Consider the following 14504-nt stretch of genomic DNA (forward strand, 5'->3'; position numbering starts at 1 on the left):
CGCCTCAGACATTCAGCACAAACTTCTCAATGGCGTGCGCCACGCCGTCTTCAGTGTTGGTGGTGGTAACGAACTGCGCCACCGCTTTCAGTTCCGGAATGGCGTTACCCATAGCTACGCCAACGCCGGCGTATTCGATCATCGCAGTATCATTGGCCTGATCGCCCAACGCCATCACGTTTTCCTGCGCAATACCGAGGTGTTCTGCCAGCATTTTCACCCCGGTGCCCTTATCAACCCGTTTATGCAAAATCTCCAGGAAGTAAGGCGCGCTTTTCAGGATGGTGTAACGCTCCCACGCTTCGGCAGGCAGACGCGCAATCGCGCGATCGAGCAGCTCCGGTTCATCAATCATCATCACTTTCGGGAAACGCATCTGGCGGTCCATTTCTTCCACGCTGCGGTATTTCAACGGAATACCGGTCATATGGGCTTCATGGATGGTGTATTTGCCGATGTCCTTGTTCGGCGTATACAGGGTATCGAAATCAAACGCGTGATAGTGCACGCCAAACTCGCGCGCCAGCCGTTCTACATAGACATAGTCTTCGAAATCCAGGGTTTCCTGCAGGATGCAGGAGCCGTCTGCCGCCTGTAAAACCAGCGCACCGTTATAGGTAATGCAGAAATCACCGCTGCCCTGAATGTCCAATTGACGCAGATAGTCCTGCACGCCGACGTAAGGCCGCCCGGTAGCCAGCACCACGTGAACCCCTTTGCGGCGCGCCTCGGTGATGGCCTGCTTCACCGCAGGCGTTATCTGGTGCTGCGGATTAAGCAACGTGCCGTCCATATCAATCGCAATCAGTTCAATAGCCATTCGAGCTTCTCCCAGTGGTTTTTTCCCATGCTAACGCGTTTCAGCCCGCGCTGTCAGCGCCAAAAAAGGCGTAAAAAAATCCGCGCGGGTCGCCCGGCGCGGATTTTCATGGCCATTTAACCGGTTAGATATCGATGTTCGCCGCTTTCAGGGCGTTTTCTTCGATAAAGGCGCGGCGCGGCTCAACCGCATCACCCATCAGGGTGGTGAACAGCTGATCGGCAGCGATGGCGTCCTTCACGGTCACGCGCAGCATACGGCGGCTTTCCGGATCCATGGTAGTTTCCCACAGCTGCTCAGGGTTCATTTCGCCCAGACCTTTATAACGCTGTACCGACAGGCCACGGCGTGACTCTTTCACCAGCCACTCCAGCGCTTGCTCGAAGCTGTCTACCGGTTGACGGCGCTCGCCGCGTTCGATGAAGGCATCTTCTTCGATCAGGCCACGCAGTTTTTCGCCCAGCAGGCAGAGTTTGCGGTATTCGCCGCCGTGGAAGAACTCGAAGTCCAGCGGATAATCGGTATCCACACCGTGGGTACGGATGCGCAGCACCGGCTCGAACATCTGGCGTTCGCGATTTTCGAAGATCACCGAGTCATAGCTGCTGCCGTGCTGCTCATTATCGTTCAACAGTTTTACCAGCGACTCAATCCATACCTGAACTTTGCTCTGATCGGTCAGATCGCTTTCATTCAGGGTTGGCTGGTAGATCAGGTTGTTCAGCAGCGCGCGCGGGTAGCGGCGTTCCATACGACCGATCAGTTTCTGCACGCTGTAGTGCTCGGACACCAGTTTCTCCAGTGGTTCACCGGCAAGTGCCGGCGCGTTGGCATTGGTGTGCAGGGTTGCGCCGTCCATCGCGATGGCGATCTGGTACTGATCCATCGCCTCGTCATCTTTGATGTACTGTTCCTGCTTGCCTTTTTTCACCTTGTAGAGCGGCGGCTGGGCAATGAACACGTGGCCGCGCTCAATGATTTCCGGCATCTGGCGGTAGAAGAAGGTCAACAACAGCGTACGGATGTGCGAGCCGTCGACGTCGGCATCGGTCATGATGATGATGCTGTGGTAACGCAGCTTGTCCGGGTTGTACTCGTCGCGGCCAATGCCGCAGCCCAGCGCGGTGATCAGCGTCGCCACTTCTTGCGAAGACAGCATCTTGTCGAAGCGCGCCTTCTCAACGTTGAGGATTTTACCTTTCAGCGGCAAAATCGCCTGGTTTTTACGGTTACGCCCCTGCTTGGCAGAGCCGCCCGCAGAGTCCCCTTCCACCAGGTACAGTTCCGACAGCGCAGGGTCACGTTCCTGGCAGTCCGCCAGTTTGCCCGGCAGGCCTGCCAGATCCAACGCGCCTTTACGACGGGTCATTTCACGCGCTTTACGCGCCGCTTCACGGGCACGCGCCGCATCGATGATTTTACCGACGACGATTTTCGCATCGCCCGGGTTTTCCATCAGATAATCGACCAGCTTTTCGTTCATCAGCGTTTCAACCGCGGTTTTCACCTCGGAGGAAACCAGCTTGTCTTTGGTCTGAGAAGAGAACTTGGGATCCGGCACCTTCACCGAAACCACGGCAATCAGGCCTTCACGCGCATCATCGCCGGTGGCGCTGATTTTGGCCTTTTTGCTGTAGCCTTCTTTATCCATGTAGCTGTTCAGGGTACGGGTCATCGCGGTACGGAAACCGACCAGATGGGTACCACCATCACGCTGCGGGATGTTGTTGGTGAAGCAGTAGATGTTTTCCTGGAAACCGTCGTTCCACTGCAACGCCACTTCCACACCGATATCGTCTTTCACGGTGGAGAAATAGAACACGTTGGGGTGAATTGGGGTTTTATTTTTGTTCAGATACTCAACAAACGCCTTGATACCGCCTTCGTAGTGGAAGTGGTCTTCTTTGTCCGTGCGTTTGTCTTTCAGGCGGATAGACACGCCGGAGTTAAGGAAAGACAGCTCGCGCAGGCGCTTGGCCAGAATATCGTACTCAAATTCGGTATTGTTGGTGAAGGTTTCATAGCTTGGCCAGAAACGCACCGTGGTGCCGGTCTGATCGGTTTCACCGACCACTTTCAGCGGCGCCTGCGGTTCGCCCATGGCATAGGTCTGCTCATGCACCTTGCCTTCACGGCGGATCACCAGTTCCAGTTTCTCCGACAGGGCGTTAACAACGGAAACACCCACGCCGTGCAGGCCGCCGGATACCTTGTAGGAGTTGTCGTCAAATTTGCCGCCGGCATGCAGCACGGTCATGATCACCTGCGCTGCGGAAACCCCTTCCTCTTCGTGAATACCGGTCGGGATACCGCGACCATCATCCTGTACCGAAACAGAGTTATCGGCATGGATGACCACCTGAATGTCACTACAGTGGCCAGCGAGTGCTTCGTCGATAGCGTTGTCCACAACCTCGAATACCATGTGGTGCAGACCGGTGCCATCATCGGTGTCGCCGATATACATGCCCGGGCGCTTACGCACCGCATCCAGCCCTTTTAATACCTTGATACTTGAGGAGTCATAAGAATTCGACATCAACGTTTCTCGCTCATTTTAGTCCTGTGGTTGAACCTCTATTTTACCTTGTTCCACGCGGAACATCTTGCCCTTTTCACCGGCCATGTCGGTCACTTGCTCAGCGCTCACGGCGCTGACAAAGACCTGGGCCTGGGTGGCTTTCAGGCGATCGGCCAGTAACCGGCGACGGCCGGTGTCCAGCTCGGAGGCAAAATCATCAATCAGATACAGGCAACGCCGCCCGCTCTGCCGGGTGAGAAACTCACCCTGCGCTAAGCGCAACGCGCACATCAGCAGTTTCAACTGACCGCGCGATAACAAATCCTCTACCGGCGTGCCGTCGGCACGTATGCGGAAGTCCGCCTTATGCGGCCCCACTGCGGTATAGGTTAACGCCCTGTCGCGCTCAAACTGGCGCTCCAGCAGCTCTCCGTAGTCGCTCTCTTTGTCCCAGCCGCGCTGGAAAGAGAAACTCAGGGCAAATTCGGGCAAAAACTGCGCGCATGTCGCGGTGATATCCGCGGCAATCGCGTCGCTGTAAGCTGCCCGCCACTCGCTGATACGCTCGGCCAACGGGATCAACTCTTGATCCCAGGCGCGGATCTGCGCATAGCGACTGACCTGGCGCAACGCGGCATTGCGCTGCTTCAGTAACCTTTTCAGGTTGCTCCAGGCGGTGAAAAAACCGGGCTCGTTATGAAAACAACCCCAGTCCAGGAAGGCGCGCCGGAATTTCGGCCCGCCGTTTAGCAGGGTAAAACCTTCGGGGGTGATCAGCTGCATCGGCAATAGCTGCGCCAGTTCGGCCACTTTGTGGCCATCGCTGCCATCGATACGTACCTTGCTGTCCCCCTGACGGCTCTTGCTTAATCCTACGGACATTTCACGTTCTGCGCCGTCAATGCGGCCGTGCAAAATGAACTCCGGCTGGTCGTGGCGGATCACCCTGCCGGCCTGCAGGCTGCGAAATGCGCGCCCGTGGCCAAGGGTATACACCGCCTCAAGCACGCTGGTTTTCCCACTGCCGTTGGCCCCAACCAGGAAATTGAATCCCGGCGCCAGAGCCAAATCCGCAGTTTCAATATTGCGGAAATCTTTAATCAGTAAACGCGTCAGAGCCATGCCATTATTTCTTATGATCGAGGGCGCAATTGTCGCAGGCAGATTGGGTGCGGCCAGCGCACAGCCACCGGAGCGTACTTAATGTACGTGAGGATGGCGAGCACTGCCCAATCCCAAGCTGGCAAATAAAATAGCCCGCCATCGATCACAGACGCATCGGCATGACGACGTAGGCGGCAGCCTGACTCGCACCGTCTTCGATCTGCACGCTGGAAACCGAATCGGTCAACAGCAGACGCACATCTTCGCACTTGAGCGCATTCAACACGTCCAGCACGTAGCTGACGTTGAAACCAATTTCCATCTCGGTGCCGTCGTAGCTGACATCGAGGATCTCTTCCGCTTCTTCCTGCTCAGGGTTGTTGGCGGTGATCTTGAGCTGGTTCTGGCTGACATACAGACGCACGCCGCGGAATTTTTCGTTCGACAAAATGGCCGCTCGGGCAAACGCCTGCTTGAGCAGATCGCAGCCGGCTTCCAGCGTTTTGTCCGGGTTCTTCGGCAATACGCGGCGATAATCAGGGAAACGGCCATCAACCAGCTTGGAGGTGAAGATAAAATCACCGACGTGAGCGCGGATGTTGTTGCTGCCGATCTGCAACTGCAACAACGTATCGCCACCGTCCAGCAGACGCACCAGCTCCATCACCCCTTTACGCGGCACAATCACCGAATGCGAAGGCAGTTGCTGCCCGATAGGCATTGAACATACCGCCAGGCGGTGACCGTCGGTCGCCACGGTACGCAGTTCTTCACCTTCGGTTTCGAACAGCATGCCGTTTAAGTAGTAGCGCACGTCCTGATGAGCCATCGAGAACTGCGTGGCCTCGATCAGACGCTTCAACGTCGCCTGCGGCAGAGTAAATTCGACTTCACTCTGCCAGTCGTCCAGGTTCGGGAAATCCGCCGCCGGCAGCGTAGAGAGCGAGAAGCGGCTGCGGCCGGAACGCACCAACATACGTTCGCTTTCAAGCGTTACGGTGATCTCGGCCCCTTCGGGCAGACCACGGCAGATATCAAAGAATTTACGCGCGGGGACGGTAGTCGCGCCCGCTTCATGGGGCTGGGACAGGGCAACGCGCGCCACCATCTCCATCTCCAGATCGGTACCGGTCAGCAGCAGGGAGCCTTCCGTCACCTGCAACAGCAGGTTACCCAGAATTGGCAGCGTTGGGCGGCCGCCCAGCGGGCTGCTCACCTGTTGCAGCGGTTTTAGCAGATGCTCACGTTCAACGATAAATTTCATAGCGCTAGGAAGATAATGTTCTGATTAAATTGGAGAAATCTTCTTTGATGTCGTGACTTTCCTCACGCAACTGCTCAATCTTCCGGCAGGCGTGCAACACCGTGGTATGGTCGCGGCCACCAAACGCATCGCCGATTTCTGGCAGGCTGTGGTTGGTGAGTTCCTTTGCCAGCGCCATCGCCATCTGGCGTGGACGGGCAACCGAACGCGAACGCCGCTTGGACAGCAAATCCGCGACTTTAATTTTATAGTACTCCGCCACCGTCTTTTGAATATTGTCGATGGTGACCAGCTTTTCCTGCAGTGCCAACAGATCGCGCAGCGCTTCACGCACGAAATCAATGGTAATGGCACGGCCGGTAAAGTTTGCGTTGGCAATCACGCGGTTCAGCGCCCCTTCAAGCTCACGCACGTTGGAACGCAGGCGCTTGGCGATAAAGAACGCCACTTCGCCCGGCAGACGGATATCGTTCTCGTCGGCCTTTTTCATCAGGATCGCCACGCGGGTTTCCAGCTCCGGCGGTTCGATCGCTACCGTCAGCCCCCAACCGAAGCGGGATTTGAGGCGATCCTCAACCCCGTTAATCTCTTTGGGATAACGATCCGAGGTCAGGATAATCTGCTGATTGCCTTCCAACAAGGCGTTAAAGGTATGGAAGAACTCTTCCTGCGAACGCTCTTTGTTGGCAAAAAATTGGATGTCATCGATCAGCAGCGCGTCGACCGAACGGTAGTAACGCTTAAATTCTTCAATGGCGTTGTTCTGCAAGGCTTTAACCATGTCCTGCACAAAGCGTTCAGAGTGCATATAGACCACTTTGGCATTGGCCTTGCGCGCCATGATGCCGTTACCGACCGCATGCAACAGGTGAGTTTTACCCAGGCCGGTACCGCCATACAAAAACAGTGGGTTATAGGCGCCACCCGGGTTATCCGCCACCTGTCGAGCCGCCGCGCGCGCCAGTTGGTTGGATTTACCCTCAACAAAGTTATCAAAGGTGTGCTTTGGGTTAACGTTGGAGCGGTAAGAAAGTTCGGGCTGAGGCGCCGCGTTATCCCAGCTTGGCCGGGAAGGTGCCACGGTGCGCACCACCGGCGCGCTTGGTGCGCTGCGGCTTTCGGTGACGGTCTGGCTGATGATTTGGGTGAGCGGTTTACTGCCGACTTCAAAACGCAGCAAAGGGACATCCGTACCGCAGAAGTCATTCAACAGGCCATTGATATTGTTTAAGTATTTATCGCGAACCCAATCCAGCACAAAGCGATTGGGCGCATAAAGCGCCAGGGTGTTGTCACTCAGTTCCGCCTGCAATGGGCGTATCCACATACTAAATTCTGTGGCAGGTAACTCATCCTGCAATCGGGCAAGACACTGCTGCCAAAGCGAAAGTGACACGGCGGACTCCACTCGAACAAGATCAATAAAAAGAAAAGAATCAGGCTACTTTTTTATAACTCATGATTTTTGACACATGCCCGGCATCGGCTGAACACCAGTGGGGCATGCGAACCGCCTTTCACGGTTTATGTCCCCCACGATCCCCGCTTGAGAGATCGCGATCGGAATGACGGATCATAGCGCAATCCGAGCAAGAGATCCTCCCCTTCATCGCAGATTAGATCCATTTTATCCACAGGCCCCGGCCTGCGGCGATCTTTTCGCCACCCGCGTTAAATTACAGGCGAGATCACGCCCGAGGAACGCCGTTTTTTACATTGTCAACCGGTTATACCCTGTTATCCACGAAGGATCCTGGGCTTTAACCGCAAGGATCGCTTCAGGATCCTTGCGGTTTCCCCCCGAGTCCGTATAATATTCGCCCTACGTGTGATACCTGGTTCCTTATGGTGAGTCATTAGCCAGACAGGATTCAGCTGTGACCACGAGCCAAGACCGGATTTTACTCCGTATTGGCAGACAACCAGGTAGGCTCGCGCGATGTGAATTGACTCAGGACTGTACAATTATTACAATCCCGCCTCTTTATATATTGCGATTGAGGCGTCGGTAGCTTTCACGCCGAGTAGCCAAACGCATTTGACTTATGTCCTTATTTTAAGTTTAGGTAGAAATCGCCATGAAACGCACTTTCCAACCGTCCGTATTGAAGCGCAACCGTAGCCACGGTTTCCGTGCTCGTATGGCCACCAAAAATGGTCGTCAAGTTCTGGCCCGCCGTCGTGCGAAAGGCCGTACTCGTCTGACTGTTTCTAAGTAATAAAAGCTAACCCGCTGAGTGGTTAAGCTCGCTTTTCCCAGGGAGTTACGTTTGTTAACTCCCACTCATTTCACTTTCGTCTTCCAGCAGCCACAACGGGCTGGCACGCCGCAAATCACCATCCTCGGCCGCCTGAACCAGCTGGGGCATCCCCGCATCGGTCTTACCGTCGCCAAAAAACACGTCAAACGCGCGCATGAACGCAACCGGATCAAACGCCTTACCCGCGAGAGCTTCCGTTTACGCCAGCACGAGTTACCGGCGATGGATTTTGTCGTGGTGGCCAAAAAAGGGATAGCGGATTTGGATAACCGCGCGTTGACGGAAGCTTTGGAAAAATTATGGCGTCGCCACTGTCGCCAGGCTCCCGCATCCTGATCGGGCTGGTGCGGGCTTACCAGCTCGTCATCAGTCCGCTGCTTGGGCCTCGTTGTCGCTTCCAGCCGACATGTTCTCATTACGCAATTGAGGCATTAAGCAGGTTTGGCATGATAAAAGGCAGTTGGTTAGCATTGAAACGCGTATTAAAATGCCACCCCTTGAACCCAGGTGGCGATGATCCCGTGCCGCCGAAAACCGACGATAACAGAGAACACTAACGATGGATTCGCAACGCAATCTTCTCCTCATCGCTCTGCTGTTCGTGTCTTTCATGATCTGGCAAGCCTGGCAAACGGACAACGCTCCGCAACCAGTCGCCCAGACCACGCAACAGACTTCGAACACTGCTACCGGTGATGCCGCAAGCCAGGCTGTGCCCGCCAGTGGCCAGGGTAAACTGATTACCGTTAACACTGACGTGCTGTCGCTGACCATCAACACGCGTGGTGGTGATATCGAGCAGGCTAAACTGTTGGCCTACCCGGATACCCTGGGTTCATCGACTCCATTCCAACTGCTGGAAAACACCCCGTCATTTGTTTATCAGGCGCAAAGCGGCCTGACCGGCAGAAACGGCCCGGATAACCCGGCAAACGGCGATCGTCCTCTGTTCCAGGCGGCGCAGGACAGCTACACCCTGCCGGAAGGCCAGGATGAGTTGCGCATTCCGCTGACCTTCACCGGTAAAGACGGTGCGGTTTACACCAAGACTTTCGTGCTCAAGCGTAACCATTACGCGGTTGGCGTTGACTACAACGTCGACAACAAAAGCACCACTCCGCTGGAGCTGACCCTGTTCGGCCAACTGAAGCAGACTACAGAGCTGCCTAAGCACCGCGACACCGGCAGCAATAACTTCGCTCTGCACACCTTCCGTGGCGCGGCGTACTCTTCCAGCGAAGACAAGTATCAGAAATACGCGTTCGACAAGGACGAGAACCTGAATGTCACCACTCAGGGCGGTTGGGTTGCGATGCTGCAACAGTACTTCGCCACCGCGTGGGTGCCGGCAACTCAGGGCAGCAATACCTTCTATACCGCTAAACCTGGCGACAACCTGTCCACCATCGGCTTCAAATCTACCCCGGTTGTGGTGCAGCCTGGTGCGCAGCAGCAACTGAACGCCACCCTGTGGGTTGGCCCGGAGCTGCAGGATCAGATGGCCCAACTGGCGCCGCATCTGGACCTGACAGTGGATTACGGTTGGTTGTGGTTCATCTCCCAGCCGCTGTTCAAACTGCTGAAGTTCATCCACGGCTTCATCGGTAACTGGGGCTTCTCGATTATCATCATCACCTTCATCGTGCGCGGCATCATGTACCCGCTGACCAAAGCGCAGTACACCTCGATGGCGAAAATGCGCATGCTGCAGCCAAAACTGCAGGCGATGCGTGAGCGTATCGGTGATGACAAACAGCGCATGAGTCAGGAAATGATGGCGCTGTACAAATCCGAGAAAGTGAACCCGTTGGGAGGTTGTCTGCCGCTGGTTATCCAGATGCCAATCTTCCTGGCGCTGTACTATATGTTGATGGGCTCGGTTGAGCTGCGCCATGCGCCGTTCGCTCTGTGGATCCACGACCTGTCGGCGCAAGACCCGTACTACATTCTGCCAATCCTGATGGGCGTGACGATGTTCTTCATCCAGAAGATGTCGCCAACCACCGTGACTGACCCGATGCAGCAGAAAATCATGACCTTTATGCCGGTGATCTTCACAGTGTTCTTCCTGTGGTTCCCGTCCGGTCTGGTGCTGTACTACATCGTCAGTAACCTGGTTACCATCCTCCAGCAGCAGCTGATTTACCGCGGCCTGGAAAAACGTGGCTTGCACAGCCGCGACAAGAAAAAGACCTAAGCGTATTGTAGGGGTTCGGCGCGCTGAACCCTTGCAGCGAAAGATAAGAGGCGGTCATTTGACCGCCTTTTTGCATGTTGAATCGTCAGAGAGAACCGTTATGAGCAGCACTACCGATACCATCGTAGCCCAAGCCACTCCGCCGGGACGCGGCGGCGTCGGCATTCTGCGTATTTCCGGCCGTGGCGCAAAAGACGCCGCACAGGCCCTGCTTGGCAAATTGCCGAAGCCACGATACGCCGATTATCTGCCGTTCCGCGACGCCGAAGGCGCCACTCTGGATCAGGGTATCGCTCTGTGGTTCCCCGGCCCAAACTCGTTTACCGGTGAAGACGTGCTGGAACTGCAAGGCCACGGTGGGCCGGTCATCCTCGATCTGCTGCTGAAACGGGTACTGGCACTGCCCGGCGTGCGTATCGCGCGGCCCGGCGAGTTTTCTGAACGCGCCTTTCTCAACGACAAGCTGGATTTGGCGCAGGCCGAGGCAATTGCCGACCTGATCGACGCCAGTTCCGAACAGGCAGCGCGTTCCGCAATGAACTCATTGCAGGGGGCGTTTTCCACCCGCATCCACCAGCTTGTGGAAGCACTTACTCACCTGCGAATCTACGTGGAAGCCGCGATCGACTTTCCCGATGAAGAAATCGACTTCCTGTCTGACGGTAAAATCGAAGCGCAGCTCAACGGCGTGATGGCCGATCTGGACAACGTACGTGCCGAGGCACGCCAGGGCAGCCTGCTGCGCGAAGGGATGAAAGTCGTGATCGCCGGGCGGCCAAATGCCGGTAAATCAAGCCTGCTCAATGCGTTAGCCGGCCGCGATGCGGCGATCGTCACCGACATTGCCGGCACTACCCGCGACGTGCTGCGCGAGCATATTCACATCGACGGCATGCCGCTGCACATCATCGACACCGCCGGCCTGCGTGAAGCCAGCGACGAAGTAGAGCGCATCGGCATCGAACGTGCGTGGAACGAGATTGAACAGGCAGACCGCGTGCTGTTTATGGTTGACGGCACCACCACCGCCGCGACCGAACCGGCAGAGATTTGGCCAGAGTTTATGGCACGGCTGCCACACAGCCTGCCGATCACCGTGGTGCGCAACAAAGCCGATATCACCGGTGAAACGCTGGGCATGACCGAAGTGAATGGTCACTCACTTATTCGCCTTTCGGCACGCACCGGCGAAGGCATCGACCTGCTGCGTGATCATTTAAAACAGAGCATGGGTTTCACCAGCAATATGGAAGGCGGCTTCCTGGCGCGCCGTCGCCACCTGCAAGCACTTGAACAAGCGGCCCTGCATCTGGTCGAGGGCAAAGAGCAGTTAGTGAGCGCTTACGCGGGGGAACTGCTGGCCGAAGAATTGCGCCTGGCGCAACAAGCGCTGAGTGAAATCACCGGCGAGTTCACCTCAGATGACCTGCTGGGACGCATTTTCTCCAGTTTCTGCATCGGAAAATAACCGGCAGCGGGTGCTGGAAACGGCACCCGCATCCTCAATCATTTGCTCGAAAAACCGCATTTTGATCTGACGCCTAATGCCTCGCTGATACCATGGTGGAGTGACGCGACACCGGACAATGTCATTCAAAAAACAGATAAATAGGATAAACCTCATACTGTTTTTTAATGATAAATCCGCGACTTATGCTTAATCTAACACTCCTGCGTTATCAGAGCGCTCTCTGTCATGGAGTGAACAATGGCATGTCATTTTGCCCGATGGACCCCCGCTAGCGCCGCCCTGGATACCCACAGATTATCCGTCGAGGTGTTGACCGCGACCGCTGATTTTTCCGTTAAACGCCGCCAGCGTTTCCTTCAGGGGCGCATCCTGCTCGCCGAGATGATGTTTTATCTTTATGGGCTGCCGACACTGCCACCGATAGCCACCACCCCCACCGGGCGCCCCTGTTTTGCCGACAACCATCTGCCTGACTTCAGTCTGGCCTATGCCAGCGATACGGTAGGCGTCCTGCTCAGCAATGAAGGCAAGGTAGGGCTGGATATAGAGGTCATGCGCGCGCGCGGCGGCCAGCAAAAAAAACTGCAACACCAATATCAATCACCGACAGAGACCGCCTGGATCAGCGCACAATACGATCGGCTGGAAGCGGAAACCCAGCTGTGGAGCATCCGTCAGAGCGTGTTGAAGCTTTCCGGTCTGGGAAACAGCGGGCAATCAACGCTGCTGCTGCACCCCTTTTCCGGCCATCTTCGCTCCAGCGCCACGCCTCAGGTTCAGGTGATGAGCGATGCCGACGAGTATCTGAGCTGGGCCTGCGCGCATGAACCCTATCTTGAACAGTTGGTGTGCTGGCGGTACGAAGAGCACAAAGGTCTGCAGAAGTACGGCGAGATTTCATCACGCGCCCCCGCCATCTCCACCCGCTTTGTAAAGCTGACCAGCCTGGCTCATCACCGCTGACATCGGCAGTTTATGGTGAAAAAGATAAGATAAAACTATCTTTAACCTATTAATTTCTTAATAAAACTATAAATACAGGCAAATATGCAGGAATTGGCTATTCTCACCGCCATGTTTGCCCTACTATCGGCAGGTGTTCTAAGCTGAATCTGTTCATTCGAAAGGGAGAGTCATCATGTCAGACCAAGCCTTAAAAATAGTCACCCTGCTCGGCAGCCTGCGCAAAGGTTCTTACAATGCCATGGTGGCCCGGGCGCTGCCCGACCTCGCCCCCCAGGGTGTGATCATCGAAGCGCTTCCCTCTATCCGTGATATCCCGCTGTATGATGCCGATGTGCAACAAGATGAAGGCTTCCCCGCCACGGTTGAAGCTATCGCCACGCAAATCCGTCAGGCTGACGGCGTGATCATTGTGACCCCGGAGTATAATTACTCGGTGCCGGGCGGGTTGAAAAATGCCATTGACTGGCTATCCCGCTTGCCGAACCAGCCGCTGGCCGGTAAACCGGTAGCGATTCAGACCAGTTCGATGGGGCCGATCGGCGGCGCGCGTTGCCAATATCATCTGCGTCAAATTCTGGTGTTCCTCGACGCCATGGTGATGAACAAGCCGGAGTTTATGGGTGGGGTCATCCAGAACAAAGTGGATGCACAGGCCGGGCAATTGATCGAACAAGGCACGCTGGATTTCCTGACCGGCCAGCTGTCCGCATTCAGCGACTATATCCGCCGCCTGAAGTAAATTCTATTTTTTGACGCCTTCGGTCGCGAAGAGATTGAAGGCGCTGTTCCAGTAAGAGAACGCTCTCTAATCCATTAAAAAATAAAGTTATGCAATTATGTATTTTTTTATTTTAGCCTTATTACTGGCTTTGTTTACCAGACCTTTGCTCGCCGCAGAAATGCGTTATCCCGCAGGGGAAGAGCCGATCGAGCTGCCTGCGCATAGCCCGCTGAACACCCAGTTGCCGCGTACCGCCCAAAGTCACGAAGACAAGAAAATCGAGGCCATGTCGCTTTATTTGACGCTGATGCGCGAAGACGAACGCAACGTATGGGCCCCCTATCAGTTAGCGGCCTCTTCGGCTGAAAAGGGCCAGACAGAGCTGGCTGAACGCTATCTGCAACTGAGCGCCAATCGTGGGCTGTGGTATTACTACACGTTGCTCGAAGACGACGCCTTTAACAGCATCCAGCACCGCGCCACCTATCGGTCGATCCTCGCCGCCACCAAGGCTCGCTACCTCCAGCACGCCCATTTATTCGAAGGCAAAGCCAGCTACGCCATACCGAAGGGCGCTCCTCCGTCAGGAGGATGGCCAACGGTGGTGTTCCTGCACGGCTATGGCAAAGGCGCCAATATCAGCCCGGAAGAACGTTTGCTGTTCAGTGAAATGGGCGTCGCCTATATCGAGATCAACGGCACCCAGATGCTGTCGGAAAACAGCTTCCGCTGGTCGAATTACAGCGAGGAAAGCACCCAGAGCGCCATTCAACAGGCCCTGCGGCCGCAGGAAGAATTAAAGCTTAATCCGCAAAAGATCTACCTCACGGCCCGTGGACAAGGGGCTTTGCATGCCGCCAATCTACTGAGCAGATATCCGCAGTTTTATGCCGGCGCAATGCTGATCGCCCCCAATGGCGGGATCAAACCGGCGCAGCAATCGCTGGCGGCGCGCAAAAAGGTGGTGGTGGCGTACTACGATCGGCAAAACTTCAGCGATCAAGCGCTGGCGCTGCACTTCGCCAATCTTTTCAGCGAGAACAATCAGGTGGAGACGCTGCATTTTCCCCAGGGGGAGAACGCGGAAGGCGGCTGGCAGGCGCGTTTCAAACGGCCGTTACAGTGGGTATTGAATCAGGCGCCGGACGCGACGCCTGGGGCATAGATAACAGGGCCGGC

General features: G+C 55.8%; 13 protein-coding genes. 8 read left to right on the top strand and 5 right to left on the bottom strand.

Annotated elements, in window-relative coordinates; genetic code table 11:
• Positions 1–4 precede the first annotated feature (4 nt).
• The 5 genes from yidA to dnaA form a co-directional block, all read right to left on the bottom strand.
• Complete coding sequence (gene yidA / locus D4100_RS15725) at positions 5–820, bottom strand: sugar-phosphatase (protein ID WP_119804744.1); 816 nt, start codon at positions 818–820, stop codon at positions 5–7.
• A gap of 124 nt (positions 821–944) precedes the next feature.
• Entirely contained in the window at positions 945–3359 is a 2415-nt protein-coding gene (gene gyrB / locus D4100_RS15730; protein WP_006321763.1) for a DNA topoisomerase (ATP-hydrolyzing) subunit B, read from the bottom strand.
• A gap of 18 nt (positions 3360–3377) precedes the next feature.
• On the bottom strand, positions 3378–4463 hold the full coding sequence (gene recF / locus D4100_RS15735; protein ID WP_119804745.1) for a DNA replication/repair protein RecF: 1086 nt from the start codon (positions 4461–4463) through the stop codon (positions 3378–3380).
• Between the two features lie 145 nt (positions 4464–4608).
• Entirely contained in the window at positions 4609–5709 is a 1101-nt protein-coding gene (gene dnaN / locus D4100_RS15740) for a DNA polymerase III subunit beta (protein WP_006321766.1), read from the bottom strand.
• A 4-nt stretch (positions 5710–5713) separates the two neighbouring features.
• Positions 5714–7105: a chromosomal replication initiator protein DnaA gene (gene dnaA, locus D4100_RS15745; RefSeq protein ID WP_006321767.1), complete on the bottom strand. Its 1392-nt coding sequence runs from the start codon at positions 7103–7105 to the stop codon at positions 5714–5716.
• A gap of 682 nt (positions 7106–7787) precedes the next feature.
• On the opposite strand from dnaA, the gene rpmH reads away from it, so the two are divergent.
• The 8 genes from rpmH to D4100_RS15790 all read left to right on the top strand — a co-directional run bounded on the left by rpmH (position 7788) and on the right by D4100_RS15790 (position 14490).
• Positions 7788–7928 (top strand): 50S ribosomal protein L34, encoded by a 141-nt coding sequence (gene rpmH, locus D4100_RS15755; protein WP_004093983.1) that lies wholly within the window; start codon positions 7788–7790, stop codon positions 7926–7928.
• Positions 7929–7946: 18 nt separating this feature from the next.
• Positions 7947–8306 (top strand): ribonuclease P protein component, encoded by a 360-nt coding sequence (gene rnpA / locus D4100_RS15760; protein ID WP_004950547.1) that lies wholly within the window; start codon positions 7947–7949, stop codon positions 8304–8306.
• Entirely contained in the window at positions 8270–8527 is a 258-nt protein-coding gene (gene yidD / locus D4100_RS15765) for a membrane protein insertion efficiency factor YidD (RefSeq protein WP_004933881.1), read from the top strand. The genes rnpA and yidD overlap by 37 nt, the downstream gene beginning before the upstream one ends.
• Before the next feature lie 2 nt (positions 8528–8529).
• A complete protein-coding gene (gene yidC, locus D4100_RS15770) occupies positions 8530–10167 on the top strand; it encodes a membrane protein insertase YidC (RefSeq protein WP_006321773.1) in 1638 nt (545 codons plus the stop codon).
• Between the two features lie 100 nt (positions 10168–10267).
• On the top strand, positions 10268–11635 hold the full coding sequence (gene mnmE, locus D4100_RS15775) for a tRNA uridine-5-carboxymethylaminomethyl(34) synthesis GTPase MnmE (protein WP_119804747.1): 1368 nt from the start codon (positions 10268–10270) through the stop codon (positions 11633–11635).
• 240 nt (positions 11636–11875) lie between these two features.
• Positions 11876–12601, top strand: a complete 726-nt coding sequence (locus D4100_RS15780) for a 4'-phosphopantetheinyl transferase family protein (RefSeq protein WP_043913073.1) — start codon at positions 11876–11878, stop codon at positions 12599–12601.
• A gap of 175 nt (positions 12602–12776) precedes the next feature.
• A complete protein-coding gene (locus D4100_RS15785; protein ID WP_119804748.1) occupies positions 12777–13343 on the top strand; it encodes an NADPH-dependent FMN reductase in 567 nt (188 codons plus the stop codon).
• 97 nt (positions 13344–13440) lie between these two features.
• Complete coding sequence (locus D4100_RS15790; RefSeq protein ID WP_119804749.1) at positions 13441–14490, top strand: alpha/beta hydrolase; 1050 nt, start codon at positions 13441–13443, stop codon at positions 14488–14490.
• The last annotated feature ends 14 nt before the right edge of the window (positions 14491–14504 follow it).

Source organism: Serratia inhibens (genome assembly GCF_003591175.1).
Classification (GTDB): Bacteria; Pseudomonadota; Gammaproteobacteria; order Enterobacterales; family Enterobacteriaceae; genus Serratia; species Serratia inhibens.

Excerpts from the sequence above, each read along its gene's own strand:
- yidA (WP_119804744.1), bottom strand. The coding sequence starts at position 820 with ATGGCTATTGAACTGATTGCGATTGATATGGACGGCACGTTGCTTAAT.
- gyrB (WP_006321763.1), bottom strand. The coding sequence starts at position 3,359 with ATGTCGAATTCTTATGACTCCTCAAGTATCAAGGTATTAAAAGGGCTG.
- recF (WP_119804745.1), bottom strand. The coding sequence starts at position 4,463 with ATGGCTCTGACGCGTTTACTGATTAAAGATTTCCGCAATATTGAAACT.
- dnaN (WP_006321766.1), bottom strand. The coding sequence starts at position 5,709 with ATGAAATTTATCGTTGAACGTGAGCATCTGCTAAAACCGCTGCAACAG.
- rpmH (WP_004093983.1), top strand. The coding sequence starts at position 7,788 with ATGAAACGCACTTTCCAACCGTCCGTATTGAAGCGCAACCGTAGCCAC.
- yidD (WP_004933881.1), top strand. The coding sequence starts at position 8,270 with ATGGCGTCGCCACTGTCGCCAGGCTCCCGCATCCTGATCGGGCTGGTG.
- yidC (WP_006321773.1), top strand. The coding sequence starts at position 8,530 with ATGGATTCGCAACGCAATCTTCTCCTCATCGCTCTGCTGTTCGTGTCT.
- mnmE (WP_119804747.1), top strand. The coding sequence starts at position 10,268 with ATGAGCAGCACTACCGATACCATCGTAGCCCAAGCCACTCCGCCGGGA.
- D4100_RS15780 (WP_043913073.1), top strand. The coding sequence starts at position 11,876 with ATGGCATGTCATTTTGCCCGATGGACCCCCGCTAGCGCCGCCCTGGAT.
- D4100_RS15785 (WP_119804748.1), top strand. The coding sequence starts at position 12,777 with ATGTCAGACCAAGCCTTAAAAATAGTCACCCTGCTCGGCAGCCTGCGC.
- D4100_RS15790 (WP_119804749.1), top strand. The coding sequence starts at position 13,441 with ATGTATTTTTTTATTTTAGCCTTATTACTGGCTTTGTTTACCAGACCT.